Annotated in this window: 22 protein-coding genes; 9 read left to right on the plus strand and 13 right to left on the minus strand. The window is 57.9% G+C overall.

Annotated features, from left to right (window positions below; genetic code table 11):
* From ACQR35_RS11595 to ACQR35_RS11615, 5 genes are all read left to right on the plus strand, one after another.
* On the plus strand, nt 1–1,092 hold the full coding sequence (locus ACQR35_RS11595; protein WP_430270119.1) for a threonine aldolase family protein: 1,092 nt from the start codon (nt 1–3) through the stop codon (nt 1,090–1,092).
* 67 nt (nt 1,093–1,159) lie between these two features.
* Nucleotides 1,160–1,795, plus strand: coding sequence for a DUF3000 domain-containing protein (locus ACQR35_RS11600; protein WP_430270140.1), 636 nt, complete (start codon nt 1,160–1,162; stop codon nt 1,793–1,795).
* Between the two features lie 22 nt (nt 1,796–1,817).
* Nucleotides 1,818–3,119: an HRDC domain-containing protein gene (locus ACQR35_RS11605; RefSeq protein ID WP_430268291.1), complete on the plus strand. Its 1,302-nt coding sequence runs from the start codon at nt 1,818–1,820 to the stop codon at nt 3,117–3,119.
* 103 nt (nt 3,120–3,222) lie between these two features.
* Nucleotides 3,223–4,479, plus strand: a complete 1,257-nt coding sequence (locus ACQR35_RS11610) for a thiolase family protein (RefSeq protein ID WP_430268290.1) — start codon at nt 3,223–3,225, stop codon at nt 4,477–4,479.
* Nucleotides 4,476–6,626, plus strand: coding sequence for a 3-hydroxyacyl-CoA dehydrogenase NAD-binding domain-containing protein (locus tag ACQR35_RS11615; protein WP_430268289.1), 2,151 nt, complete (start codon nt 4,476–4,478; stop codon nt 6,624–6,626). The genes ACQR35_RS11610 and ACQR35_RS11615 overlap by 4 nt, the downstream gene beginning before the upstream one ends.
* Nucleotides 6,627–6,754: 128 nt before the next feature.
* Here the strand turns inward: ACQR35_RS11615 and ACQR35_RS11620 are convergent, their stop codons facing one another.
* The 7 genes from ACQR35_RS11620 to ACQR35_RS11650 form a co-directional block, all read right to left on the minus strand.
* Complete coding sequence (locus ACQR35_RS11620) at nt 6,755–7,732, minus strand: aldo/keto reductase (protein WP_430268288.1); 978 nt, start codon at nt 7,730–7,732, stop codon at nt 6,755–6,757.
* 5 nt (nt 7,733–7,737) lie between these two features.
* Nucleotides 7,738–8,301 carry a hypothetical protein gene (locus ACQR35_RS11625; protein ID WP_430268287.1) on the minus strand — a complete coding sequence of 188 codons (564 nt, stop codon included), beginning with the start codon at nt 8,299–8,301 and terminating at the stop codon, nt 7,738–7,740.
* Nucleotides 8,301–8,933, minus strand: a complete 633-nt coding sequence (locus ACQR35_RS11630) for a DUF402 domain-containing protein (RefSeq protein ID WP_430268286.1) — start codon at nt 8,931–8,933, stop codon at nt 8,301–8,303. Before ACQR35_RS11630 ends, ACQR35_RS11625 begins: the two co-directional genes overlap by 1 nt.
* Nucleotides 8,930–10,903: a 1-deoxy-D-xylulose-5-phosphate synthase gene (dxs, locus tag ACQR35_RS11635; protein ID WP_430268285.1), complete on the minus strand. Its 1,974-nt coding sequence runs from the start codon at nt 10,901–10,903 to the stop codon at nt 8,930–8,932. Before dxs ends, ACQR35_RS11630 begins: the two co-directional genes overlap by 4 nt.
* Before the next feature lie 182 nt (nt 10,904–11,085).
* Nucleotides 11,086–13,896 (minus strand): aconitate hydratase AcnA, encoded by a 2,811-nt coding sequence (acnA, locus tag ACQR35_RS11640; protein ID WP_430268284.1) that lies wholly within the window; start codon nt 13,894–13,896, stop codon nt 11,086–11,088.
* A 66-nt stretch (nt 13,897–13,962) separates the two neighbouring features.
* Nucleotides 13,963–15,297 carry a class I SAM-dependent RNA methyltransferase gene (locus ACQR35_RS11645; RefSeq protein ID WP_430270120.1) on the minus strand — a complete coding sequence of 445 codons (1,335 nt, stop codon included), beginning with the start codon at nt 15,295–15,297 and terminating at the stop codon, nt 13,963–13,965.
* Nucleotides 15,294–17,270: an APC family permease gene (locus tag ACQR35_RS11650; RefSeq protein WP_430270121.1), complete on the minus strand. Its 1,977-nt coding sequence runs from the start codon at nt 17,268–17,270 to the stop codon at nt 15,294–15,296. The genes ACQR35_RS11645 and ACQR35_RS11650 overlap by 4 nt, the downstream gene beginning before the upstream one ends.
* 169 nt (nt 17,271–17,439) lie before the next feature.
* On the opposite strand from ACQR35_RS11650, the gene ACQR35_RS11655 reads away from it, so the two are divergent.
* Together ACQR35_RS11655 and ACQR35_RS11660 are read left to right on the plus strand one after the other, a co-directional pair.
* A complete protein-coding gene (locus ACQR35_RS11655) occupies nt 17,440–18,114 on the plus strand; it encodes a potassium channel family protein (RefSeq protein ID WP_430268281.1) in 675 nt (224 codons plus the stop codon).
* Nucleotides 18,111–18,860: a potassium channel family protein gene (locus ACQR35_RS11660; protein WP_430268280.1), complete on the plus strand. Its 750-nt coding sequence runs from the start codon at nt 18,111–18,113 to the stop codon at nt 18,858–18,860. The genes ACQR35_RS11655 and ACQR35_RS11660 overlap by 4 nt, the downstream gene beginning before the upstream one ends.
* A gap of 86 nt (nt 18,861–18,946) precedes the next feature.
* Here ACQR35_RS11660 and ACQR35_RS11665 read toward each other — a convergent pair whose 3' ends face one another.
* From ACQR35_RS11665 to dut, 4 genes are all read right to left on the minus strand, one after another.
* Entirely contained in the window at nt 18,947–19,579 is a 633-nt protein-coding gene (locus tag ACQR35_RS11665; protein WP_430268328.1) for a DUF3159 domain-containing protein, read from the minus strand.
* A 93-nt stretch (nt 19,580–19,672) separates the two neighbouring features.
* On the minus strand, nt 19,673–20,026 hold the full coding sequence (locus ACQR35_RS11670) for a hypothetical protein (protein WP_430268279.1): 354 nt from the start codon (nt 20,024–20,026) through the stop codon (nt 19,673–19,675).
* A complete protein-coding gene (locus ACQR35_RS11675; protein WP_430268278.1) occupies nt 20,019–20,753 on the minus strand; it encodes a DUF3710 domain-containing protein in 735 nt (244 codons plus the stop codon). Before ACQR35_RS11675 ends, ACQR35_RS11670 begins: the two co-directional genes overlap by 8 nt.
* Nucleotides 20,754–20,775: 22 nt before the next feature.
* Nucleotides 20,776–21,249, minus strand: coding sequence for a dUTP diphosphatase (gene dut, locus ACQR35_RS11680; RefSeq protein WP_430268277.1), 474 nt, complete (start codon nt 21,247–21,249; stop codon nt 20,776–20,778).
* An 82-nt stretch (nt 21,250–21,331) separates the two neighbouring features.
* Here dut and ACQR35_RS11685 point away from each other — a divergent pair, with 82 nt between their 5' ends.
* Nucleotides 21,332–21,802 carry a DUF3093 domain-containing protein gene (locus ACQR35_RS11685; protein WP_430268276.1) on the plus strand — a complete coding sequence of 157 codons (471 nt, stop codon included), beginning with the start codon at nt 21,332–21,334 and terminating at the stop codon, nt 21,800–21,802.
* 115 nt (nt 21,803–21,917) lie between these two features.
* Here ACQR35_RS11685 and ACQR35_RS11690 read toward each other — a convergent pair whose 3' ends face one another.
* Nucleotides 21,918–22,217: a DUF4193 domain-containing protein gene (locus tag ACQR35_RS11690; RefSeq protein ID WP_430268275.1), complete on the minus strand. Its 300-nt coding sequence runs from the start codon at nt 22,215–22,217 to the stop codon at nt 21,918–21,920.
* A gap of 239 nt (nt 22,218–22,456) precedes the next feature.
* Here ACQR35_RS11690 and sepH point away from each other — a divergent pair, with 239 nt between their 5' ends.
* Nucleotides 22,457–23,815 carry a septation protein SepH gene (sepH, locus tag ACQR35_RS11695; RefSeq protein WP_430270122.1) on the plus strand — a complete coding sequence of 453 codons (1,359 nt, stop codon included), beginning with the start codon at nt 22,457–22,459 and terminating at the stop codon, nt 23,813–23,815.
* Nucleotides 23,816–23,891: 76 nt separating this feature from the next.
* On the opposite strand, the gene ACQR35_RS11700 is transcribed toward sepH, so the two are convergent.
* The gene (locus tag ACQR35_RS11700) at nt 23,892–25,112 is read right to left on the minus strand and encodes an alkaline phosphatase family protein (RefSeq protein ID WP_430270123.1); all 1,221 of its coding nucleotides are present in this window, start codon (nt 25,110–25,112) and stop codon (nt 23,892–23,894) included.
* Nucleotide 25,113: the final 1 nt, after the last annotated feature.

Genomic DNA, 25,113 nt, shown 5'->3' on the forward strand with positions numbered 1-25,113 from the left:
GTGAACGATTCTGTGACTGATACCGCTTTATCCCCTGCTGCAACACGCTTGCACAACCCGAATTCCCGGGGTTTCGCCTCAGACAATTACTCCGGCGTACACCCGGAAGTCTTGGCTGCTCTTGCTGCAGCCAATGATGGGCACCAAGTGGCGTACGGCGAAGACGTGTACACCCAACGCCTCCTAGAAGTGATGGAAGGCTTGTTCGGCGCTGGCATCGAGATTTTTCCAGTCTTTAACGGCACCGGCGCAAACGTCCTGAGTTTGCAGTCGCTCTTGCCACGCTGGGGTGCTGTGGTGTGCGCCAGCACCGCCCACATCAACATGGACGAGAACGGTGCGCCGGAGCGCATTGGTGGAATGAAGCTGCTGCAAGTTCCCACCAGTGACGGCAAATTGACACCGGAATTGATCGACCGCGAAGCGTGGGGCTTTGGCGACGAACACCGTGCCCAGCCGCTGGCAGTATCCATCACCCAGACCACCGAGCTCGGCACGTGCTACACAGCAGAAGAAGTGAAAGCCATTGCTGATCATGTCCATTCCAAGGGGATGAAATTGCATATGGATGGCGCCCGCTTAGCGAACGCTGCAGCTCATCTTGGAATCCCAGTGCGGGAGTTTACCCGCGATGCTGGCGTGGACATTTTGTCCTTCGGCGGCACCAAAAACGGGCTGGTCTTTGGCGAAGTGATTGTTGTGATGAATCCTGAAGCCGCCCCGGGACTGACGTACCTCCGCAAAATGAACATGCAGCTTGGTTCAAAGATGCGTTTTATGTCAGCACAATTTATTGCCCTGCTAGAAAATGATCTCTGGTTACGTTCAGCAGGACACGCCAATGCCATGGCCACCCGACTTCGTAGCGCCGTGGAGAGCATCCCCGGCATCGCTGTTACCCAGAGCACCGAGTCGAACGGCGTTTTTGCCATCTTGCCCGCCGCAGCGGCCAACAAAGTACGCGAACAGTTCCGCTTTTACGATTGGGACGAGGCCCGCTCAGAGGTCCGTTGGATGTGCTCATTCGACACCACCGAGGCGGACGTTGATGCCTTCGCAGCAGCACTGCGACAAGAGCTCATCGCCGAATAGTCAGTAGTGTCACCGGTGCTGTGCGGCGTGCCTCGCGCTCCGTATGGCACCGGGGGCATATTCTGCTGTGGTGAGCGCCATAGCACAACTGCCCTCAGAATTCCTGAGCGCCCTGGGATCCTTGCGAAAAGCCCAGTGCCGTCCTGAATTGCGCCTTGACGAGATTCCGGCACCGGCACGCCTAGCCCCCTACGCGGTAGCAATGGGTGCCGAAGTAAGCGGCGAGGCCTTTCCTGCCGGAGTCACACCCTTGCACGGCCCGGCCGCACTGGCCGCGAGCGACGAAGACGCGCCCGAGCTCGCAACCGGGCGATTTATCCTGCTCCACGATCCCCATGGGTCAACCGTATGGGGTGGGCAGTTCCGGATCGTCACCTACATCCGTGCCCAGCTTGAAGCAGACATGGGCAATGACGAGATGCTCAGTTCAGTAGCCTGGACTTGGCTTCTAGACGCCCTTGCCGCCCACAACGCAGACTTCCATGCAGCCGGCGGCACTGCGACAAGGATTCTCTCAGAAAGCTTTGGAAGTTTAGCCGAGCGCCCTGCCGCCATTGATATTGAGCTGCGCGCGTCATGGACACCCGGCAGTGCTGACATTCAAGCTCACCTCGAAGCCTGGTCAGAAATGGTCTGCACTTTCGCAGGCCTTCCCCCTCTCCCGGAAGGAGTCGCGGCCTTGCCGCACCGGCGTCGCAACTGAAGTCGCTAAACTTAGTGCCACCATGACCCCAAAGAATCTGGACATTACCGCGGCCGGCGCTCCGACCGCTGAATCCGAAACCACCATCAGTGTGGAAGGTTTCGACGGTGGAGTCCCCGCCGTCGTCGAACTTGATACACCACGCGAAGGCGTACCCTCAGTGGTGGCCACCCCTGAAGCCCTGGAACGTTGCGCAGCGGCGCTTGCTGCGGGCACCGGACCAGCCGGTGTTGACGCCGAACGGGCAAGCGGTTTTCGCTACGGACAACGTGCCTTTTTGGTGCAAATCCGCCGCGAAGGAGCCGGTACGTGGTTGATTGACCCAGAACCGTTTGATGATCTGAAAATCATCGATGATGCACTCGCAGGCACCGAATGGATTCTGCACGCAGCTAGCCAAGACCTACCGTGTTTGTCCGAACTAGGCATGTGGCCGTCACGGTTGTTTGACACCGAGTTGGCAGCTCGCATTGCTGGCCTGCCGCGAGTGGGGTTGGCCGCTGTGATTGAACAACTGCTTGGTTTCTCGCTCGCGAAGGAACACTCCGCTGCCGACTGGTCCACTCGCCCCTTGCCGGATCCGTGGTTGAAGTATGCGGCACTTGACGTTGAAGTTCTCAGTGAATTGCGCGACGAGTTGGTTGAGCTTTTGGAGCGCGACGGGAAACTCGGCTACGCCCTGGAGGAATTCCAGGCGATTCTTGATGCCGGGATCCCAGCCCCCAAGCCGGAACAGTGGCGCAGGACCTCGGGTTTGCACCAGATTCGAGACCGAACCCAACTCGCAGCGGTCCACGAGTTGTGGATGGAGCGAGACCAACTGGCACGGAAGCGAGACGTTGCCCCCGGCCGGCTTATCCCCGACGCAGCCCTTGTGGCTGCTGCGAAGGCCATGCCAACCACTGTTCCGCAGCTCCTGAGCACCAAGGGCTTCCACGGTAGGGCTGCCCAAAGGGAAGCGCCACGCTGGTTGCGCTGCATTCAAGCTGCACGGTCACTCGAAGAGCTGCCGCCGCTTCACGTACCAACCAATGCTCCGCCGCCGCCACGCGTTTGGGCAGATCGGGACCCCGTAGCCGCAGCACGCTTGACGACAGCGCGGGCGGCTCTCCAAGAGCTCTCCATTGAACTCAATATGCCCATAGAAAACTTGCTAACCCCTGATACGTTACGACGCTTGGCGTGGTGGCCACCGATAGAGATCACCGCCGAGTCCATCAAGGCACAAATGGCCGAATTAGGGGCCAGAGCTTGGCAGATCTCGTTGACCGCTGAACCGATTCTGAACGCTTTCCTCAACCCGGATCCACTGCAAGAAAAGTAGCATTCGCGCGCCGTGTTGCAGGCTAAGTTACTCGCAAGTAACATTGCAGATATTGTTGCCGGATCAAAGTATCCGGAGCCACTATCTCAACGAGGAGTAGCACGTGAGCCAAGAATCAGGGATCCGGCGCAACCGGGCTGTTCGAGACGTTGTTTTTGTTGACGGTGTCCGCACGCCTTTTGGTAAAGCAGGCGAGAAAGGCATCTACGCAGGTACACGCGCAGATGATTTGGTGGTGAAGTGCATTCGGGAACTGATCCGCCGCAATCCTTCACTCCCACCTGAGCGAATCGACGAAGTTGCCATCGCTGCCACCACGCAGACCGGCGATCAGGGGCTCACCATTGGCCGCACCGCCGCTCTTTTGGCCGGGCTCCCCCGCACCGTCCCCGGGTTCGCCATCGACCGTATGTGTGCTGGTGCGATGACTGCAGTTACCACCACCGCATCCGGCATCGGCTTTGGTGCCTACGATGTAGTGATTGCTGGCGGCGTGGAACACATGGGAAACCACCCCATGGGTGCCGGCGCAGACCCCAACCCCCGCTTCGCCGCGGAGCGTTTGGTTGACCCAGCTGCTCTGAACATGGGCAACACGGCAGAGAACCTTCACGACCGATTCCCGGCCATCACCAAAGAGCGCACCGACGCCTATGCCGTTCAGTCCCAGAACAAGCTCGCTGCAGCCTACGAAGCCGGCAACATCCAGCCCGATCTGGTCCCCGTTGCCACCATCAAACCGGGTCAAGGCTGGACGCTCAACTCCGTGGACGAGCCGCCCCGGCCAGGAACCACCACTGAAGATTTGGCTGGACTGCGCACCCCATTCCGGGCTCACGGCCGCGTCACGGCTGGTAACGCAGCAGGTTTGAACGACGGTGCAACTGCCGCAATCCTGGCCTCCTCCGACGCTGCAGAAGAGCTCGGTTTGAACGTCAAAATGCGTTTGGTGAGCTACGCCTTCGCGGGCGTTGAACCAGAGGTGATGGGCATTGGACCCGTCCCGGCCACGGAGAAGGCACTGAAAAATGCTGGCCTTTCCATCGATGACATTGGGCTTTTTGAAATCAATGAAGCCTTCGCCGTACAAGTCCTCAGCTTCTTGGACCACTTTGGGATTTCCGACGACGACCCGCGCGTCAACCGTTACGGTGGCGCAATCGCTGTTGGTCACCCGCTGGCCTCGTCCGGTGTGCGGTTAATGAACCAGCTGGCACGCCAATTTGAGGCTGATCCTTCCGTTCGTTACGGCATCACCACGATGTGCATCGGGCTTGGTATGGGCGCGACTGTCATCTGGGAAAACCCGCACCACGCTGACTACAACACCGATTCAATTGCCGCAGGAGCCGCAGCATGAGCACCACAACCTTCTCTCAGCTCGCAGAACTCGTTCCAAACGAAACCATTACCCACTCCTACGTCAAAGACATCCCCCTTCCCGGCGTCGACGGCGGCAAGAGCCCGGGCATACTGGCTTTGGTCACGCTCGACAACGATCTTGACCACCGCAAGCCCACAACACTGGGACCGAACACTTTGCTGGAACTCCAAGGCGTCTTGGAGCAGTTGGGCGACCGTGCCAAGCGCGGCGAGATTGCCGCCGTCGGAATCACCGGTAAGCCCTACTTCTTGGTAGCTGGCGCTGACCTGTCCGCAGTCAAGAGTCTCCGAACCCGCGACCAGGGTTTGGCTATGGCTAAATTGGGCCACAGCGTGTACTCCACCCTCTCTGGCTTGGACGTACCCACGTTCTGCTTTATCAACGGTCTCTCACTCGGTGGCGGACTCGAGATCGCGCTGCAGTCCGATTACCGAACGATCTCCACTGGTGCCGGTGCGGTTGCTCTGCCCGAAGCATTTTTGGGGCTTGTCCCCGGGTGGGGCGGCGTGTACCTTCTGCCGCGCTTGATCGGCCCAGAAAACGCCGTCAAGGTCATGATCGAGAACGCGCTGAACAACAACCGGCCACTCTCCGGGCCTCAGGCGTTCGAACTGGGAATCGCTGACGCCATTTTTGAACCAGCCGACTTCATTGAGCAGTCCATTATCTGGGCTGCCGGTGTCCTCGCCGGCAAAACTACCCCCGCGCGCGCTAACGCTGTTGACCCCACTGACCCAGCGGTGGCAGAGCGCTGGGCCAAGGCTGTAGCCGCTGGACGTGCCGTAGTGGAGGCTAAGACCTCAGGTGCAGCACCTGCTCCCGGCAAGGTCTTAGACGTACTGGAAGCAAACCGTACTCTGAGCCAGAGCGAATCTGCGGAGCTGGAATGCGATGCGCTAGCGGAGCTGATGCAGACAGACGAATTCAAGTCCACCGTTTACGCTTTCTTGGACCTAGTCCAGCGACGCTCCAAGCGCCCGGCCGGTGCACCAGACAAGTCGCTGGCACGCCCCATCACCAAAGTTGGTGTTGTGGGTGCCGGGCTGATGGCTGGTCAACTGGCGCTGCTGTTTGCAAAGCAGCTTAAGGTGCCGGTGGTGTTGACTGACATCGACCAGGCACGCGTAGACAAGGGTGTTGCTTACATCCACGGCGAGATCGATAAGCTCTTGGCCAAAAAGCGGATTAAGCCCGACGCCGCAAACCGCACTAAAGCGTTGATCACCGGCTCCGTGTCAAAAGAGGTATTCGCCGACGCCGACTTTGTGATTGAGGCAGTCTTCGAAGAGCTCAACGTCAAGAAGTCAGTGTTTGCTGAAGTCGAGGCAATCGTCTCCCCCGAGTGCATTCTGGCCACCAACACCTCTTCCTTGTCCGTAACGGAGATGGCGAAGGACCTGAAAAACCCAGAGCGTTTGGTGGGCTTCCACTTCTTCAACCCTGTTGCAGTGATGCCGCTGGTTGAAATTGTGCGCGCGCCAAAAACCGATGACGCAGTTCTTGCCACCGCCTTTGTGCTGGCTAAGAACCTCAAGAAGACGGCCGTGTTAGTCAAGGACGCAGCTGCATTTGTAGTCAACCGGGTACTTTTGCGTTTGATGGGCGAGGTTATTGCAGCATTCGATGAAGGCACTGATCCCGCCGTGGCTGACAACGCTTTGCGCCCCATGGGCTTGCCAATGACTCCGTTTACCCTCGGCGCCATGGTTGGTCTGCCGGTGGCTCAGCACGTTCAGGAGTCCTTGCACGCGGCGTTCGGTGATCGCTTTGCGGTTTCCGAGAATCTGCAGAAGCTGATCGACAACGGCATCAAAACCATCTGGGCTCCAGGCGCTGACGGCAAGCAGGAAATCCCGGCGGAGACCCTTGCTCTCTTGAGCTTTGGAAACTCACCGTCTACTTCCGAACAAGTGCTCACCCGCGTTCAAGATGCACTGGCCGAAGAAATTGGCCTGATGCTCAAGGAAGGCGTTGTGGCAGGTCCCGAGGACATTGACCTTTGTATGATTACGGGCGCCGGCTGGCCTTTGTTCTTGGGCGGTGTTACACCGTATCTGGACCGTGTAGGTGCTTCCGAGCGGATCAACGGCCAGCGTTTCCACAGTGAGGACGCCAACGCCTAAGTGGCGAGCTAGCAGTTGTACAGCACAAAACTAATGGGTGGTTGAGCTCCAGATGCGGAGCTCAACCACCCATTACTTTTATGCAGGTTATTGGGCTGCTGTTCTTCTAAGCCTTCGAAATCAGCGACTCAGAACAAAGCGACCTTTGGTGTTTTGGGGAAGATTTGGTCCAGCTCTTCAAGATCCTCATCTGAGAGGTACCAGCCGGCTGCCTCTGAGTTCTCTACAACTTGCTCAGGGCGAGTGGCCCCGGCAATTACACTGGCAACTGACGGCTGCGCAGCGAGCCAAGAGAACGCCAACTGCACTTCAGTAATGTCACGGGCGCGAGCAAATTCGCCGAAGGCACGCAGTTGCTCAAAGTCCGCTTTCTCCAAGAGGTTGCTTCGGCTGTGGGACAGGCGCGAGCCTTCCGGAGCCTTGCCGGAAGAGTATTTGCCGGTCAACAAACCATTGGCCAACGGGAAGTACGGAAGCACACCCAAACCATAGGCTTCAGCTGCCGGGGTTACTTCCAGCTCTGCGCGTCGGTCCAAAAGGTTGTAGTGATTCTGCGAAGAAATGAAACGTTCAGTACCCAGTGCCCGTGCAGTGAATTCAGCCTCGGCGATCTGCCAGCCTGCCCGGTTCGAGTGCCCAATGTAGCGGACCTTTCCTGAACGCACTAAGTCATCAAGAGCGCTGAGCGTCTCTTCAATGGGCGTTAGCGGGTCTGGCGTATGGAACTGGTACAAGTCGATCCACTCGGTTCCGAGTCGACGCAGAGAGGCTTCTACAGACGCCACGATGTAACGGCGCGAGCCACGAGCACCGAAGTCGTTGCCGTTAGCCCCTTCCATGTCCATACCGAACTTGGTGGCCACAACAACGTCATTACGCCGACCCTGCAGGGCTTTGCCCAGCATAGTTTCACTCAAACCTTTTTCACGCCCGTAGACGTCAGCAACGTCGAACAGTGTGATGCCAGCATCAATCGCAGCATGGACGACGGCGTCAGTGCCGGATTGTGATTCGGTGACAGTTCCCGGCCGGCCTAGGTTGTTACAACCCAGCCCTACGGTAGAGACAGTCAGTCCAGAAGTACCTACACGGCGATATTCAGTCATAAAAGTTACCCTAACGAGAAAGTCTTGGCAGCGGCTGGAAGGTGCTTCGCCTTGATGTTTTCGATGTCGTTGTACGGGGCCACACCAATACTCAATTTGGTGAAGTCCAAGTTTGCTTCACGCAAGCAAACCTTGAGGCCTTGGACGGCCCTCGTGGCATCCGGGACGATGCAAAAAATGTTCAACTTACCGTTGCTCATCTCGGTACGGTCCACGATGCCAATACCCCGCCAGGCGAAGTATTCAATGATGGTTCGTTCTGCTTTGTCCTGAAGGTATTTATCCCGGTCTGTGCCCGTTGGTGATTTGAGGGAGTACTGCGCCACCGCCCAGAATTGCTCTTCAAGTGGCACATCCACAAAATCATCTGCTTCGCATTGCGCCGCAAATGCGGTCAACAAAGCGTCTGCTGCTTCGGTGGATTCAACGTCAGTCTCTTCAGTTTTGCTCTGATGCCCCACCGTGCCAAAGTTCACCACCACTTGTTCGGTGACTTCGTCATACCATGCCTCGCGGAACTGGAGGATTCCCTCGTCGTCGCGTTTGTAAACCCGGATGATTCCGCTCATTAAAGTTCTGCTCTCTTTCCTGCGACGCTCTCAGCCACCGGCTCGGCGTCAAATAGTGCATAAAGCTTTTCAAACCATGCAGCCGCCGAACCGTCAAAGGGGCCGGTGCTCTGCTCAAGGTGTTCAAAGAGTTGGTCTGCTGCGTTACGAGTTGCAGCAATCAGCTCTTGGGGGTAGCCAAAAATCTCTTGGTGCTCAAGGAATTCGTCTTCATCGTCGATGTAGTCACCTCGGGTGGTGGAACGAACCACGTCTAGGTCCATATCAATCGCCGAAATTTCCCAGCCGGCAGGCCGCATGGGGGTCCACTTGGAGTGGCTAACGATGTCCGCATAAACGCGGAAATCGCCGGGATGTTGATGGTCAAAGAACTCCACCATGTATTCAGCACCAGAGTTAGCCGTGAGCCGAGGAATCAATAACAACACCGGCGAACGCGAATACAGGCCCACACCTGGCCTGCTCAAAAGCGTCCCCGCTGGCCTAGCCAGCCACACCCCGTGATGGTCCTGCCCTAAAGCTTCGCTCGCATACAGCCAGTGGGCACCGCCGTTATATTTGCGGTGACGAACCACCACAAGGTCACCCACTTGAGGCCCCTCGGAGTCTGTGCCGAACTCGCTAAAGCTCATAATGTTGGCATGCTCCCGGTGGTGGGGTGCGCTTGGCCCGGGAGTGGACGGGCAAACGGTACTTTGGTTCCCAGAACTTGAGCGACGACGTCGTGCGTGATCTGCTGCGCCGTCAGGCCAACCCGTGCAAGGACTTGTGAACGCGAACCGTGATCGAGGAATTCAGCCGGCAGGCCCACCTCGTTGAGGGCAGTGTCTACACCTGCCGCGCGCATTTCCTGGCGGATACGCGAACCAACACCACCTGTGCGGACACCATCTTCAATGCACACCACAAGCCGGTGCCGTGCGGCCAAGGCAATCACTGAGCGGGGCACAGGCAGCACCCACCGCGGGTCCACCACGGTTGAGCTGATCCCCTGATCTCCCAGGCGGCTGGCAACGTCAAGAGCTAGCTCGGCCATGGCACCGACACTAATAATCAGCACATCGTTTTCTGAACTGTCTGCGGGGCGACGAGCCAGTACGTCCACACCGTCGGAAAGACGCTCAAGTGCATCAATCTCCGCACGAACTTCGCCTTTAGAGAATCTGACAACGCTCGGAGCGTTTTCGATTTCCACTGCCTCGCGCAGTTCCTCACGCAACCTCGTGGCGTCTCGCGGCGCACTCAGGTGCAGTCCGGGGATACTCTGCACCAGCGCCATGTCCCACATTCCGTGGTGGCTTGCGCCGTCCGGTCCAGTGACCCCGGCGCGGTCCAAAACGATGGTGACACCGGCCTTGTGCAAGGCCACGTCCATCAAAAGCTGATCGTAGGCCCGGTTCAAAAAAGTTGCGTAGATGGCAACTACCGGGTGCAAACCACCAAAGGCGAGGCCAGCCGCGGCCGTGAGGGCGTGCTGTTCTGCGATGCCAACGTCGATCACTCGTTCGGGGTGATTCTTGGCGAACTTGTGCAAACCAACCGGAATCAGCATTGCACCGGTAAGCCCAACAACGTCCTCACGTTCATCGGCAATAGCGGCGATTTCATCAGCAAACACGCTGGTCCAGGAAGCGTTGCCTGATGCTTCGGTGGGCTGCCCTGTTTCCGGGTCAATCACACCAACAGCATGGAACTGGTCAGCCTCGTGCGCGCGGGCTGGCGCATAACCGTGGCCCTTTTCGGTAATCGCGTGCACAATAACTGGTCCCGCATAATTCTTGGCTTTGGAGAGGGCGTCTTCAAGCGCTGGCAGGCTGTGACCATCGATTGGGCCGATGTATTTCATGCCCAGATCCTCGAACATACCTTGAGGAGCCCACCAGTCTTTGAGCCCCTTTTTGGTAGCGTGCAGGCTCTTGTAAGTAAATTGGCCCACCATGCCGCCCTCTTGGAGCCGCTTCTTCCACCAGTCCAGTGTTCCCTCGTAGGCCGGAGCTGTACGCAACGAATCAATCGTGGGGCGCAAAGTTGCCAAGTACTGCGCAAAACCGCCCACTGTTGGCGCGTAGGAACGCCCATTGTCATTGACAACAATGACGACTTTTCGGCGTTTGTCCGCAGCAATATTATTCAGCGCTTCCCAGGCCATACCACCTGTCAGTGCACCATCACCTATAACGGCCACTGTGTAGCGATCATCTTGGCCAGTCAGCTGGCGTGCACGCGAGATGCCGTCAGCCCAAGAAAGTGACGAGGAGGCGTGAGAGCTCTCCACGATGTCATGCTCCGACTCAGCGCGTGAAGGATATCCGGAGAGCCCGTGTTCTTGGCGCAGGGTTGAGAAGTCCTGGCGCCCGGTAAGGAGCTTGTGCACGTATGACTGATGGCCCGTATCAAAGATGACCGAGTCCTGAGGCGACTGGAATATTTTGTGGATCGCGATAGTCAGCTCAACTACACCGAGGTTGGGGCCCAAATGGCCACCGGTCTGGGCGACGTTGGTGATCAGAAACATCCGAATCTCCTCTGCTAGTTCCTCAAGCTCTGCTGTGCTCAGCTGCTCAAGGTCTTGCGGATTTTGGATGGTCTCCAAGAGTCCCAACGGCCCCTCCTTAGGGTGTTTGACGTGCTCGTTAACTTTAGCGCGTTCCCGGATGGACACATCCGAAAAAAGCAGAAGGCCCCCGCCGGTGCAAACCAGCGGAGGCCACGCCGTGCCCAAATGACTAGCAGTTGTGGCTGTTCTGAGAACTCAAAACAGCCACAACTGCAATCTAGTGGCGACTAGTTGGCGGAGATCTGACGCAGTACGTACTGCAAGATGCCGCCGTTGCGGTAGTAGTCCGCTTCACCGGGCGTATCGATGCGCAGTACAGCGTCGAAGGACTTGCTGCTGCCATCCTCTGCGGTTGCCGTGACCTTCAGAGTCTTGGGGGTGGTGCCGTTGTTCAGCTCCGTCACTCCCTCAACTGCGAACGTCTCGGTGCCGGTCAGGCCCAGCGTTGCTGCGGATTCACCCTCCGGGAACTGCAGGGGCAAAACGCCCATGCCGATCAGGTTGGAGCGGTGAATACGTTCGTAGCTCTCAGCCATAACAGCCTTGACGCCCAGAAGCGCAGTACCCTTAGCTGCCCAGTCACGTGAAGAACCGGAACCGTATTCCTTACCAGCCAAGACCACCAACGGGGTGCCGGCAGCCTGGTAGTTCTGAGCGGCGTCGTAGACATAAGCCTGCGGGCCGTCAGCTTGGGTGAAGTCGCGAGTGAAACCACCCTCAACTCCATCCAATAGCTGGTTCTTGATGCGGATGTTCGCGAAGGTACCGCGGATCATCACTTCGTGGTTACCACGGCGAGATCCGTAGGAGTTGAAGTCCTTGCGCTCCACACCGTTGGCCAACAGGTACTGACCGGCCGGGGTGTCTGACTTGAAGGAACCTGCCGGGGAGATGTGGTCTGTAGTAACAGAGTCACCCAACTTCAACAGCACACGAGCACCGGAGATGTCCTGGACCGGAGCAGGCTCAGCGGTCATACCCTCGAAGTACGGGGGCTTCCGAACGTAGGTGGACTTCGGATCCCAAGCAAAGGTGTCGCCTTCAGGGGTGTTGAGCGCCTTCCAGCGATCGTCACCTTCGAAGACACCCTCGTAACCCTTGGTGAACATGGCCTCGTCGATGGACGAATCGATAACCTGCTGAACCTCAACAGGGTTCGGCCAAATGTCCTTCAAAAACACGTCGTTGCCGTCAGCGTCCTGGCCAAGTGCATCGGCGTCGAAGTCGAAGTCCATGGAACCAGCCAAGGCGTAGGCGATAACCAGCGGCGGGGAAGCCAAGTAGTTCATCTTGACGTCCGGGTTGATACGGCCTTCAAAGTTACGGTTACCCGAGAGGACTGCCGTGACGGAGAGGTCATTGGCCTGAATGGCCTCGGAGATCTCAGACTCAAGCGGACCCGAGTTACCAATACACGTTGCGCAACCGTAGCCAACAATGTAGAAGCCAAGCTTCTCCAAATACGGAGTGAGGCCCGACTTCTCGTAGTAGTCAGTAACTACCTTTGAACCTGGAGCCACGGAGGTCTTGACCCACGGCTTGGACACGAGGCCCTTTTCCACTGCGTTGCGAGCAAGCAGAGCTGCTGCCAACATCACCGAGGGGTTGGAGGTGTTGGTGCACGAGGTGATCGAGGCGATGGAAACGGCACCGTGATCGAGCTCAAACTCGCGGCCGTCTTCAGTCTTGATGTGAACCGGCTTGGACGGACGGCCGTGTGCACCGTTCGCTGCCGAAACGACGCGTGGGGACTCGGTGGTGTGCGAGTCAGCGTGCGTGAAGGACGGCGAATCCGAAGCCGGGAACGACTCCTCGAGGGATTCGTCAACGCTACCGTCTTCGATTCCAACGTAGTTGTGGATGTCCTTGCGGAACTGCTCCTTGGCATCGGTGAGCTCAATGCGGTCCTGAGGACGCTTGGGGCCAGAGATGGAGGGAACAACCGTGGACAGGTCCAGCTCGAGGAACTCGGAGAAACGCAGTTCGCGGGAAGGATCGTGCCACAGGCCCTGTTCCTTCGCGTAGGCCTCTACAAGTGCCACGTTCTCTTCGGAGCGGCCGGTGAGGCGCAAGTAATCCAAGGTGACGTCGTCGATCGGGAACATAGCAGCCGTGGAACCGAATTCCGGGCTCATGTTACCGATGGTGGCGCGGTTAGCTAGCGGAACAGCTGCAACACCTTCGCCGTAGAATTCCACAAACTTGCCAACAACGCCGTGCTTACGAAGCATCTCTGTGATGGTCAATACGACGTCGGTAGCGGTAGCGCCAGCCGGGATGTTACCGGAGAGCTTGAAACCAACAACGCGTGGGATCAACATGGAAACGGGCTGGCCGAGCATTGCTGCCTCGGCCTCAATGCCACCAACACCCCAGCCCAAAACACCCAGGCCGTTGACCATGGTGGTGTGGGAGTCGGTACCAACGCAGGTATCCGGGTATGCGCGCAAAACGCCGTCAACCTCGCGGGTCATAACGGTGCGTGCCAAGTACTCGATGTTGACCTGGTGGACAATACCGGTTCCCGGGGGAACTACCTTGAAGTCATCAAACGCAGTCTGGCCCCAGCGCAGGAACTGGTAACGCTCACCATTGCGCTGGTACTCGATCTCCATGTTGCGCTCAAGCGCGCCAGAGTTACCGAAGACATCGATCTGAACCGAGTGGTCAATCACCATTTCAGCCGGAGCCAAGGGGTTAACCCGCTTGGGGTCACCTCCGAGTTCCTTGACCGCTTCACGCATGGTCGCCAGGTCCACAACACAGGGGACGCCGGTGAAGTCCTGCATGATCACGCGGGCTGGCGTGAACTGGATTTCGGTGTTTGGCTGGGCATCCGGGTCCCAACCGGCCAAAGCGCGAACGTGGTCGGCCGTGATGTTGGCGCCGTCCTCAGTCCGCAGGAGGTTCTCAAGCAATACCTTGAGGCTGAACGGAAGGCTATCGGCGCCTTCAACGGAGTTCAACCGGAAAATTTCGTACTCGGATCCGGCTACATTAAGTACGCCTTTTGACCCGAAGCTGTCCACAGTGCTCATCGCAGGACTCCTCTCGCAACAGTTTCATCTTTGTCTGGCAGATCACCACGTGCTAGTTAGGTTTACCTAACTAGATGCCGGTAGCAGCAACGCGACCGTCTCCACGTGATGCGTATTCGGATAAAGGTCAAACGCACGCAACTGCGCTAGCTTCCACCCCGCATTGCGGAAGTAGCCTAGGTCACGAGCGAAGGAAGCCGGATCACATGCCACATAGGCAATGGCCCGTGGTGAACTCGCAATAAGTTGCTTTACCACTTGTGTACCAGCACCCGCGCGGGGCGGGTCAAGAACAATGGCATCGAATGCGCGAGGTTGGCGCCGCAACACACTCTCAACTCTGCCCTGCACAATCTCCACTTGAGGAATTCCATGGAGATTTTTGCGAGCATCCCGGCTGGCGCCTGGTGCACCCTCCACTGATAGCACCGCACCGCTCTCCCCCACCGCTTGGGCCAACGGTGCCGTGAATAAACCAGCCCCCGCATACAGGTCCGCCACGTTCGCACCCGGGGTGAGATAGCCGCCGTCGTTCAAGAATTCTTGAACCGCCCCGGAGAGCGTCTGCGGAGCCCGGCGGTGGATCTGCCAAAACCCTTCGCCAGTCACGCGGTATTCATGAGAACCCACTGACTCGCTCAGCCAGGTACGGCCGCGCAGCCGCAAGGTTTCACTCCCGCCCGGGTTGAACGTGGCAACCGAAGCCGCTGGATCAATGCCGGCGAGAATCGCCGAGAGTCGTTTGGCCGAAGTTCCCGGCGCCGGATTCAGCAGCACCAGCGGTGCACTGCCGTTAGCCGGCGCAGCCACTTCAATGCGCTCAATTCCGTTTAAGTCCAGTTCCCACAAACGCAAAGCATTAATCTGCTCTGAAGCGAGAGGCATTTCTTGAACCGGAATAATGCGATCCGAACGGTGCGCGTGCATTCCTAGGCGCCCATCTCGGCCCACGGCGTAGCTCGCCCGCGTACGCCAATGCAGGCCGTCCTCGCCAGCGCCAGGAATCTCCACGGCTTCTACTTCCACGGAAGTTTCGAGCCCTGCCAAGCGCTGAAGTTGCTCGGCAATCACCGTGGCCTTGAGCTCACGCTGTACGGAAAGTTCAATGTGCCCAAATTCTGCGCCACCCACCGCTGGCACGCGGCGTCCGGCGGCAGCAAGGGCATCTGCTGGAGCCCAAAAGTGTTCGCGTCGTCCGGGGGCAGCGTCAAGGACCTCCACAACGTCGGCACGCCAGAACTTGGCGTCCTCCGAGGAGTCAGTCAGCCGCGCCATCACCCGTTCGCCGGGGAGCCCATGGCGGACAAAAATCACGCGACCTTCGTAACGCGCCACAAAGTGCCCGCCGTGTGCAACCGGGCCCACGGTCAGTTCCACGGTGCGGCCTTGAGCTTGGGTCATTTAAGTGCCTGCAGTTTCTTTGCCTCTTCCGATGATTTCAGCTGCCATGGCACGCTGGCCACCATCACTCCGGGTTCGAAGTGCAGCCTGGTTTTGATTCGAAGCGCAGTCTGGTTGTGGACGAGTTGCTCCCACCACTTTCCAACTACGTATTCGGGGATGTAAACAACAATGAGGTCCCGGGGCGAGTCGCGGCGCATATTGGTCACGTACTCCATGATGGGAGTGATCGTGTCGCGGTAGGGGCTCGCGAGGACTGTCAGCGGAACCGGGATCTTGAGTTTTTCCCAGTCGCTGAGTGTGCGTTGGGTCTCCTCCGGTGTGATGTCCACAATGATTGCGTCCAACCGCGAAGGGCGTGAAGCCCTGGCATAGGCCAAGGCCCGCAGAACCGGTTTACGGACGTGGGAAACCAATAACACGGCGTGGACACGTGAGGGCAGGGCCCGTGGTGAGGAATCCTCGTCAACGGAGAGTTCCTTGGCCACGTTGTCATAGTGGGCCTTGATGCTCCACATAATCAAAAAGAGGATAAACATTGCCAACAGTGCGATCCAGGCACCTTGTTCAAACTTGGTGATCAGGACAATGACGAGCACCAACGCGGTCATTCCAAAACCGATCATGTTGATGGTGCGGGACTTGATCATTCGCCGGCGCAGTGATTTGTCCTTAACGCGGCGCAATTCCCGGCCCCAGTGCCGGATCATGCCCAGCTGGCTGGCCGTAAAGGAAATAAACACTCCAACGATGTACAGCTGGATGAGTTTAGTGACGTCCGCGTTGAAGGCCAAGATCAGGACCAAAGCCCCGCCAGCCAAGGCTAGGACACCGTTGCTGTAGGCCAGCCTGTCGCCTCGGGTACGCAATTGACGCGGGAGGTAGCCATCCTCCGCCAGGATGGACCCCAAAACTGGGAAGCCGTTGAACGCAGTGTTGGAGGCAAAAACCAGAATGATGCCAGTTGCGGCCACCACAATGTAAAACGGGATTGACCCTGCGCCAAAAACTGTCTGCGCAATCTGGCTAATGGCCGGATTCTGGATGTACCCCTCGGGAAGCGGCTTGCCGTTGAGCAAGAATTCCTTGGCCGGGTCTAGAACAATGTGCACTTTGGTGGCGTTGGCCAAGTACAGAATTCCCGCGAGCATCGCAGCGGCAAGGGCGCCAAGCAGCAGCAAGGTGGTGGCTGCGTTTTTGCTCTTGGGCTTTTGAAAGTTGGGTACACCGTTGCTGATGGCTTCAACGCCCGTCAGGGCTGCCGCACCAGAGGAGAATGCCCGCAGCAACAAAAACGCGCCAGCCAATCCAACAAGGCCCTCGTCAAAGCCGGGTGAGGGAACAATTTCAAACGCTGCTGACGGTGCCTGGCCCAAACTCCCGGTCAGGGCTTGAATGATACCTATAACGGTCATCCCCAATATGGACGCCATAAAAATGTAGGTGGGAACAGCAAATACTGTTCCTGCTTCCTTGATACCGCGCAGGTTCACAAGCGCCAAAATAACGACGCCGATAGTCGCTATCATCGCTTGCTGCCCGTGAAGTATGGGCACGGCCGTTGTCAGATACGCTGCCGCAGACGACATGGACACAGCCACCGTCAGGACGTAGTCCACTAAAAGTGCCGAGGCCACCGTCAAGCCGGCATATTTGCCAAGGTTGACGTTCGCGATCTCGTAATCACCACCACCGGAAGGATAGGCATGAACGTTTTGGCGATAGGACGCAACAACCGTCAGCAGTACCACCATCACTGCCAGACCCACCAAGGGTGAGAACGCCACAGCCCCCACACCAGCGAGGGCTAGGGTCAGCAGAATCTCGTCCGGGGCATAAGCCACCGATGACAAGGCGTCAGAAGCAAAAATCGGCAAGGCGATCCGCTTGGGCAGGAGGGTGTGCGCCAACCTGTCATTGCGGAACGGCCGCCCAACGAGGACGCGTTTAATAGCGTTCAATAGTGAGAGCACCTGACTAAAGTTAGTCGTCTTGCGGGCCAATGTCATGAATTGGGTCGCCGCCGGTAGATTAGACCCAGCTATTGCCCCAGCATTTGTATGTTTTAGCAGCGAATGTGGTGGCGTGGACACGCCGGGGTGGGCGGACTAACAGTGGCGTATAGACAGTAAGGATTCCCAAGTGGCACATTTTGTGATCATGGGTTGTGGCCGGGTGGGTGCAACACTGGCGCACACCCTCGAAGACGCGGGCCATTCGGTAGCCATCATCGATCAAGATGACCGAGCCTTCCGCCGGCTACGAGGCGGATTTAGTGGACGCAAAGTAACAGGCGTTGGGTTTGACCGTGAAACGCTCAAACAAGCTGGTGTTGAAGAGGCCTACGCCTTTGCAGCTGTCTCTTCAGGCGACAACTCCAATATTCTGGCCACTCGCGTTGCCCGCGAAACGTTTCATGTCCCTCACGTTGTAGCCCGAATCTACGATCCAGGGCGGGCCGAGATTTACCAGCGACTTGGTATCCCCACGGTGGCTGCTGTGCGCTGGAGCGCCGACCAGGTGCTCCGCCGGATTCTTCCCGAGCAGACCATCACCGGGGACTTCCGTGAACCTTCGGGCCGCCTGATGTTGGCGGAAATGCAGCTCCACGAAGACTGGCAAGGTCACCGCCTGAGCCAAATCGAGGCTGCTGGAGGAATTCGAATTGCTTACCTAACCCGCTTTGGTGAGGGCGTGATGGTTGACCCCGCTGGCAGTTATCAAGAAGGCGACACCATCCACGCAATCGTCCCCGTTGACGGTTTGGACCATGCGTCCCACCAATTGGCTAAGGCTCCCGCCAAGGAGGAACAGTGAAAGTTGTGATCGTAGGGGCGGGAAGCGTTGGCTGCTCCATTGCCCGTGAGCTGCTCATCAACAAGCACCAAATTCTTTTGATCGATGAGAAGCCCGAAGTCATTGGCCGCAGCGGACTGCGCGGGGCCCACTGGCTGGTTGGCGATGCTTGCGAACTGAGCACACTCAAGGACGCAAAGCTTGAAGAAGCGGACGTTGTTGTTTCGGCTACCGGTGACGACAAGGTCAACCTGGTGGTTTCCTTGCTGGCCAAAACCGAATTCGGTGTGGGCCGCACCGTGGGCCGTGTTAACAACCCCAAAAATGACTGGATGTTTGACGACTCTTGGGGTGTAGACGTTGCAGTGAACACACCGCAGTTGATGACAGCACTAGTTGAGGAAGCCGTGGAGATTGGTGACTTGGTGCGCCTGCTCACCCTCCAAACCGGTGTTTCCTCCCTTGTGGAATTCACGGTTCCGCACGATTCGCACTTGATTGGCAAAACTGTTGGTGGCATCGAGTGGCCGCTCGATGCCACCCTCGTGGCTATTTTGCGTGACCAAGCGCCCATTACGCCCAGCCTTGATGACGTCCTAGAGGGTGGAGATGAGCTGTTCCTCGTTACCACCATTGCGGCCGAGGACGGGCTGCGGAAACTTCTCGCCGCCAGTATCAACGAGGACGACGAGCCTCGGGCAGTTGCGCCAGACGCCACCTTGGCTGAAGATCCCCAAACCCCTGAGGACGACGGCTTCGACGGCTAGATTCGCCAGTCCCGGTAGCGCTACGGCGCCGTGTCGCCTTCAGGGCGAGCGGCGCCGTAGTTCTTTAAGCTCTAGTTCTTTAAGTTCTAGCTCTTTGTCGACTCGTCGTATTTAGCAGCCTCGTCGCGGGTAAGGATCCATGCCACCCACAAACCCAATATGTACAGCGGTGCACCCATCAAAAGGCGGGTTGTCCCCAGCGCCGCTAGTCCGGCGTCGCCCATCAAGTAGAGCGGAACCTGGACAGCTAGGCGCAAGGCCAGTACAGCAACGATGATCCACGTGCCCCATTGATAGGCGCGAACACGTAGTGGGTTCTTGCGCCACTCAATGCCCTCATTGCGGATAAAACCAAACAACAAGCCAGCAACCGGCCACTTCACAGCAATTGAAATCACCATCGCAACGATGTACGCGCTATTAGTCAGGAAGCCGGGAAGATAAAAGTCCGCAGCCTTACCGGTGCTGTTGGCGAACCACGCAGAAATTCCGACGCCGATAATTCCGGCAAGCGCTTGGGTCACCGGGCGCCGTTGGACCAGCCGGATCACTGTGAACACGGCGGAGACAGCAAGAGCGGCGATCAACGAGACCGGCAAAGCATGGCTGATAGTAAAAGCCACCAAAAACACCAAACCCGGCACAATGCTTTCAGCGATACCCTGCACACCACCGGCGGCATGCATCATGTCGATTTGGCCATCGGCCTTACGCTTTATTCCTGCCTTTTGGGCATATCCACTAGCGGTCTGGGCAAATGCGGATTCAGGTTCGTTGGGCGCGGTAGTTTGCGGATCGTTGTGGGCATTCACTTAGTGCTCCTGGTGGGCCAAAATCTCGTACCGCGGGTTGAAAATTGTTGGGATCGAATCATTGTGAGAGACCATACCCTCAAAACGAATCTGAGTGCCCGGGTCAATCCCTCGCACCCTGCGCCGTCCGAGCCACACAAGTTTCACCCGGTTTGTCCGCTTGGTCTTGAGTTCGTTGGCTGTTTTTCCTTCATCGAGGTCAACCACAATGGCGGTAAAAACTGGCGTTGCCGTCCATGGGGCGAATGTGACCGATTCGATGTACCCACGGCACCTCGCCCGTCCCCGCTCCGGCAATTGGGCCACAGTAGAGAAATCGGCTCCGCCAAAGGCATACGCAGCGTGATTAGCCAATGTGTGTTGTCTCCGGGCCGCGTTCAGGCGCGGTCAACGTAGGAGCCTCGTCAGGTGAATACGGAGCCGGCTCAGGGGCTTGACCAATCGCGTCCTTGGGGAGGTTCAACGGCAATAGATCCCGGGGCGGCATGGGGCTTTCGCCCCGGACCACAACAACCTTGCGGAACAAATCTTCCAACTCAGCTGCCGCTTCCCGTTCAAGTGCCGCATCGCCACCGAAGACGGCACGCAAGAACCATCGAGGCCCGTCTACGCCAACAAAGCGGGCTACTCGCTGGCCGGGACCACCATCAGCTGTCTGGGCAGGAAGTTTGGCGATGAGCTCTGTGCCAAAGGAACCTTGAATTTCTTCGACGTGCCCGCCTTGGCTAGCCACCGATTGGCTGATCTGCTCGCGAATCTCGTCCCACAGCCCTTCCGAGCGCGGAGCCGCAAATGGCTGCAACTGCACAGTGGAACCTTTTAAGTCCATGGTCACTGCGATAACCCGCTGGGTGGACTCTTCCACCTCGAGCCGGAGTTCGAGACCCTGGGCTGCAACGAGGCGTAGCGAACCCATGTCAATCAAGTCTTCGTTGTCGTCAACCTCGGAGACGTCAAAGGGACCTGTTTCGGCGCGCGGGAAAGGGGCCTTCTCGGTACTAACTGCAGGCGTTTGAAGAACGTCAATCTGCTCGTCGTTCACGAGTTCATTCTTCGCCTTTTTTGAACGCCCAAAAGCCATGGGGAACTGCTCCTCTATTGTTTCAGTTTTGGACTTGACCAAAGCCACCGGTTGAGCCGAAGCCAGCGTCGCCCCGAACCGAATCGGGCAACTCGTCCACGTGTTCAAACTGCGCGTACTCCACTCGCTGAATGACCATCTGGGCAATTCTATCGCCGCGCTTGAGTTCTATAGTTTCGCTGCGATCGGTGTTGAGCAGCGTCACCGCAATTTCGCCACGGTACCCAGCGTCCACGGTACCGGGCGCATTCACCACCGTGAGCCCGTGCCGAGTAGCAAGTCCAGAGCGCGGGTGGATCAACCCAACGTACCCAAAAGGAAGCGCAATCGCGACGCCGGTGGGCACAAGTTTCCGCTCGCCAGGAGCAAGCGTTACGTCTTCCCTGGCCCGCAGGTCCGCCCCAGCGTCACCTGGGTGGGCATAACTAGGCGCTTCCAGTCCGGCGTCGAGCATTTTGAGTTGAATCCGTAGTCCAGGCTGTATCTCTTGGTTCACAGTGCCCCACTCTAGCGGTTGAAGACGGGGCACTGCACTGACCAATTGGGAGAACTGGCGCCAAGAGTGGAAAGCTAAGTACATGCCTGAGACTTCCGCCCAGATTCCCCCTGCCACTTCCTCAACGGTGCTGTACACCGAACGTTTGTGGCCAGCGGTGTGGATTTGGATTGTGGTTTTGGGGATTTCCGGTGCAGGAATCCTAGTATTCGCGCCTATCAACATGACCTCTGGGTACATTGCCGCGATCGTTTTGTTTCTTATCCAGGCAGTGATGCTCTACACCTCAACACCCACCATCGAGGTCACACCTGCCACTCTCCGAGTTGGACGAGCCACCATTGAGCGTTCCCTGCTCGGCACGGTTGAAGCGTTTGAGGGGGCCGAGGCCACAGCCGAGCGCGGTGTTCGGCTCAATGGCCTGACCTACTTGTGCATCCGCGGGTGGATTTCCTCTGTGGTGAAGATTCAAATCTTGGACCCTCAGGACAAAACCCCGTATTGGCTAGCCTCGACCCGCCATCCGGCAGCTTTGGTCAAGGCGCTCTCCTAAGCAACACTGCACCAATCCCAGCCGTTCCCCTCATCGCGCCGATACTACGGTTCTGCGTTGAGCGCACCCCGTTCAGCGTGCCTCGTTCAGCGTGCCTCGTTCAGCCTGCTGCGAGCTAGCCTTCGCAGTCCTTGCAGTACGTTAAGCCGTTCTTTTCGAGCGCAATCTGCGAGCGGTGACGCACCAAAAAGCAGGAGGCGCACGTGAACTCGTCTGCTTGTGCTGGGAGCACCGTAACCTGCAGTTCTTCACCGGAGAGGTCCGCACCAGGCAGCTCATAAGAGTTGGCCAGCTCGGCTTCATCCTCATCAACTACTGCTGATTGGGCGTCCGAGCGGTGTGCTTTGAGCTCTTCTATTGATTCCGCGGCGGGCTCTTCCGCAGTCTTACGTGGGGCGTCATAATCTGTCGCCATGGTGTACTGCTCACGCTTCCCTTCGGTGTTACTCGTCTAGAGCTGATTCGCACTACGACTACAAAAACTACGAATCCGTGTATGTCAACGTTCGGACACCGGCTTTTGTGCCCTAGCGGCAACTCATCATGCCATCTATAGGTGCAAAAATCGCGGCACGCCCTCCCGGATAGTAGGAATTCCGGGTATGTGGTGGCAGAGTCATTGCTTAGATGGCCAGGCAAGGGTGGAGGATTTCTATGCAGGATCTACGACTTGTAGGTGTCCATGAAGACGGCGAGCATCTCTTGCTCAGCGGAAATGGTGGTGAGGTGTTCTTGCTGCCCATCAATGAAGCATTGCGAGTAGCCGCAAGCCGGACACCGTCAAGAATTGCAGCCGAGGCCGCCGCAGGCGACCCGGCTAAGAAGTCGTTAACCCCTAGGGATATCCAGGCTCGGATCCGGGCCGGTGCCACAGCCGCTGAAGTTGCTGAAGAATCTGGCTTGGATCTTGCCCACGTTCAGCGCTATGAGGGCCCAGTTTTGGCCGAGCGTGAGTACATCACCCAGCTCGCGCGGAAGGTGGAAGTAGCCACTCCCAGCCCCGGCCATGACGTGTACCGCTCAGCTTTTGGTGATGAGCCGGCGTCTTTGGGTGAGATGGTTTCGCACCGCCTCACGGCTCACGGAATCAAGCCCAACACTGTTGAGTGGGATTCTTGGCGCCGCGAAGACGGTATCTGGACAGTGGTGGCCCAATTTACTGTCCCGGACGCCGCCCGCAGCGGAGTTGGCGAAGAGCCTCCAGCACAGTGGAGTTACAACCCAGCTCACAAATCGATTCAGAATAACAACCGCTGGGCACAACAATTGAGCGAGCTAGAACCGCTCGATGGGCCGCTTCCCGCCCGCAGGCTTTCAGCCGTTTCTGATCGACCCTTTGATTTTGAGACCGACGCCGATGACGTTCCTGCTGGTGTCTCCGATTCGGATTCACTGTTGGACATGCTGCGTTCGCGCCGCGGCCAGCGCTTGGGTGTGGACGAAGAATCAGATGATGCTTTAGCGCTGATCCTTACTAACGGTATTCCTGCCGCGCATCCCCGTCCTGCCGAATATGAAGACGACGCCGAGTCTGATGATTCCGTTGATTGGAACGCTGCAGAGCATGATGACTACGAGCCGGCTGCTGAGGAATCTCAGCCGGTATCACCTGCCGCATCGCGCTTTGGCAAGCTTTCCCTTGCGCCACGGATGAACGACGACGAGTCCTTGCGTTTGCACGACGGCGTAAGTACCGACACCCGTGAGATCCGAGTGGTCGCCTCCCCGGCCCGGACCACCCCCACGCTGGCGGATGAGCTCCTTGGCGGTGCTCGAAACGGTTCGGGACAATCCGCAGATCAGGACAGCTCAGCGACAGCCGAGGATCAGGACTTTTCCGAGGAAGTCCCCAGCGAAGATTCCGCTTTAAGCCACGGAAAATCTCCTAAGGATTCCACCCAGGAATCCAAGCCAACGCGTAAGGACCAACATCCGGAACGTCGGCCTGCCAAACAGCGCCGTTCGAGCGTACCGAGCTGGGATGAGATAGTTTTTGGCACCAAGGGCGACTAGCTAGCTGTAAGACGCAAAGCTTCAATCCGGCGCGAAGGATCTTGCGCTGTGTGAGCTCCTTCAAATGTGTGAGCTGTTAACGTTTGGACGTGTGTGAGCGTTTTGGGCTGGTTTTGGGGTTACCGGTTGCCGTGAACATCACCAGGGGTACTTCCCGTTCGGCTTTGGTTAGAGAGCCGTGCTGGCCCACAACGTCCATAGCACTGGGCCGCACCCGGCGGGTGTCATAGAGCGCTAGCTCTTCGCGGGCGGCGATCATTATGTCACCTATGCGTGGAATGACGCGTGGCTGAACCAGGCCAAACAGCCCAGCCGTAATGGCTTGTTGACGAGTAAAGGCCCAAATTTTTTCACCGAACCGGGTCCGCCAAGTTCCTAAAAGTGCTTCAGCTGCGGCTGGATCGAGCTCAGGTTCGAGGTAGAGGTGGACCATCCGCGGCTCGCCCGCGGTGTATCGGACTCCCCTGATCAGTTCAGGTTCAGCTGAGAAGTCAATGCGCTGACTCTCCGGCACGTCCACCATGCCGTGGTCTCCAGTGAGCAAGATGGTGGTTCCGCTGGGAAGTGTTGTGGCAAGGCGTTTGATGGTGTGGTCTAACTCTTCAAGTTGGACTTCCCATTGTTCCGATCGCCAACCGTGCCGGTGGCCTGCTTTATCTAACTCGTTGGTGTAGAAGTACATCAGCATGTTCGGTGAACTAGCCATGGCTTCAGCAGCTGCTTGTGTCCGCGCGTGCGAGTTTCCTCTGCCGATGAACTTACTGCCGCGCAATGCTGCTTTGGTCATTGCTGAGTCCGCAAACTGGGGCAGGCTCACCGTCACCACCTCGGTGTGCTGGCTCGCCCGTTCAAAGACTGTAGCTTCTGGCTGCCATGTGGTGGGGTCAACGTCAGCATCCCAATTGCCCAGCATGTTCACTACTCGGCCCAACTGAGGGTCCAGAACGTCGTAGCCCACCATTCCGTGTTTGCCAGGTTCTTTAGCAGTGCCAAGGCTGGCCAAAGAGGCAGCGGTGGTAGTGGGGAAAGCGGCGTCTAACCATGTGGGAACTGAACCTTGTCCTGCCGCCAACGCCGCTCGAATAAACGGCGTGTGTGCACCTTTTGCTTTGAGCATGGACCGTCCTAAACCATCTGCGAGCACCACACATACACGCTGGGCCGGAGGCAGATTGAGCTTATTTGAGAAACCCGGAAGCCCTATACTGGCGGCCCCAGACTCGAGTACCTCGGCGATCGATTGTTTCCCGTAGGCAGGGGGCTTAGGTAGTTCGTAGTGAGCCGTTGGATCCGCCATG

Origin of the sequence: Pseudarthrobacter sp. J1738 (genome assembly GCF_050490315.1) — a bacterium.
Taxonomy (GTDB): domain Bacteria; phylum Actinomycetota; class Actinomycetes; order Actinomycetales; family Micrococcaceae; genus JBNPEO01.

Bases quoted from the DNA above. Each gene is read 5' to 3' on its own strand.
- ACQR35_RS11605 (WP_430268291.1), top strand. From the start codon at position 1,818: ATGACCCCAAAGAATCTGGACATTACCGCGGCCGGCGCTCCGACCGCT.
- ACQR35_RS11615 (WP_430268289.1), top strand. From the start codon at position 4,476: ATGAGCACCACAACCTTCTCTCAGCTCGCAGAACTCGTTCCAAACGAA.
- ACQR35_RS11620 (WP_430268288.1), bottom strand. From the start codon at position 7,732: ATGACTGAATATCGCCGTGTAGGTACTTCTGGACTGACTGTCTCTACC.
- ACQR35_RS11625 (WP_430268287.1), bottom strand. From the start codon at position 8,301: ATGAGCGGAATCATCCGGGTTTACAAACGCGACGACGAGGGAATCCTC.
- ACQR35_RS11630 (WP_430268286.1), bottom strand. From the start codon at position 8,933: ATGAGCTTTAGCGAGTTCGGCACAGACTCCGAGGGGCCTCAAGTGGGT.
- acnA (WP_430268284.1), bottom strand. From the start codon at position 13,896: ATGAGCACTGTGGACAGCTTCGGGTCAAAAGGCGTACTTAATGTAGCC.
- ACQR35_RS11645 (WP_430270120.1), bottom strand. From the start codon at position 15,297: ATGACCCAAGCTCAAGGCCGCACCGTGGAACTGACCGTGGGCCCGGTT.
- ACQR35_RS11675 (WP_430268278.1), bottom strand. From the start codon at position 20,753: ATGGCTTTTGGGCGTTCAAAAAAGGCGAAGAATGAACTCGTGAACGAC.
- ACQR35_RS11685 (WP_430268276.1), top strand. From the start codon at position 21,332: ATGCCTGAGACTTCCGCCCAGATTCCCCCTGCCACTTCCTCAACGGTG.
- ACQR35_RS11690 (WP_430268275.1), bottom strand. From the start codon at position 22,217: ATGGCGACAGATTATGACGCCCCACGTAAGACTGCGGAAGAGCCCGCC.
- sepH (WP_430270122.1), top strand. From the start codon at position 22,457: ATGCAGGATCTACGACTTGTAGGTGTCCATGAAGACGGCGAGCATCTC.
- ACQR35_RS11700 (WP_430270123.1), bottom strand. From the start codon at position 25,112: ATGGCGGATCCAACGGCTCACTACGAACTACCTAAGCCCCCTGCCTAC.